Source organism: Gallicola sp. Sow4_E12 (assembly GCF_052116305.1).
Lineage (GTDB): Bacteria > Bacillota > Clostridia > Tissierellales > Peptoniphilaceae > JBQKLI01.
Genome location: NZ_JBQKLI010000053.1, coordinates 1 through 812, shown reverse-complemented (window position 1 = coordinate 812; position 812 = coordinate 1). Strand labels below are relative to the sequence as shown.

Annotated in this window: 2 protein-coding genes; both read left to right on the top strand. The window is 65.1% G+C overall.

Going from position 1 to position 812, the window contains the following annotated elements; genetic code table 11:
• The first annotated feature begins 51 nt into the window (after window positions 1–51).
• Complete coding sequence (locus ACTQ46_RS11115; protein ID WP_432223556.1) at window positions 52–519, top strand: hypothetical protein; 468 nt, start codon at window positions 52–54, stop codon at window positions 517–519.
• Between the two features lie 107 nt (window positions 520–626).
• On the top strand, window positions 627–812 hold a 186-nt coding region (locus ACTQ46_RS11110), incomplete at its 3' end, for a hypothetical protein (protein WP_441749891.1).

Here is an 812-nt window from a genome sequence, read left to right as displayed (position 1 = left end):
GCAGTCTACAGGGCCTGAAAACCATTCTCTCTGGTGGTGCGATACCACCAGATGCATATCGGCGCGACGCTGGAGGTGTTGAGCATGTCTGACGAGCCCCATATCCCGGCCCCGTGTCCAGCCTCGTTGGCGGATGGTGGGCGTGCTTTGTGGCGTGGCGTGGCGGACGTGTTCGAGCTGACGCCGGAGCAGTTGGTGCAACTGGAGGAGGCGTGCCGGGCAAAGGATCGGCTCGATTCTCTGGATGCGGCGATCCGTGGCAAGCATGACGTGCTGCTGTCGATTGAGACGGACGGTAACGGAGTGTCCAGCTTGGTCGTGAACTCGGCGCTGCGTGAGGCGAACGCGACGGCCACGGTCCTCAAGCAGCTGCTGGCGGCGCTGCGGTTGCCGGACGTGGAGGGTCGACGGCCCCAGTATCGGGGTCCGAGGGGTGCCTATCAGAAGTCTGTGGAGTCGGTCGCATCCGCAGGCAAGGTGTCGAGCCTTGACCGGGCGCGGAAGCGGCGCGCAGGCTGATGTTCCGCCCCCTGTTCGAGGGGCAGAAGTGCTCTCTCGGCTATGCCGTCATCGACTGGCTCGAGGCGTATGCCTGCCATGGCCCTGGGCCGGTGGAGGGGCAGCCGTTGACGTTCGATGACGAGATGTTTGACTTCATCGTGGACGCCTACGAGCTCGAACCGGCGTCGGGGCGTCGGTTGATCTCTCGTGGCGTGCTGTCAATGCCGAAGGGTCGGGCGAAGTCGGAGGTCGCGGGCCTGATTGGCGTGGCGGAGGCTCTGGCCCCGGTGCGTTTTGACGGCTGGGATGCG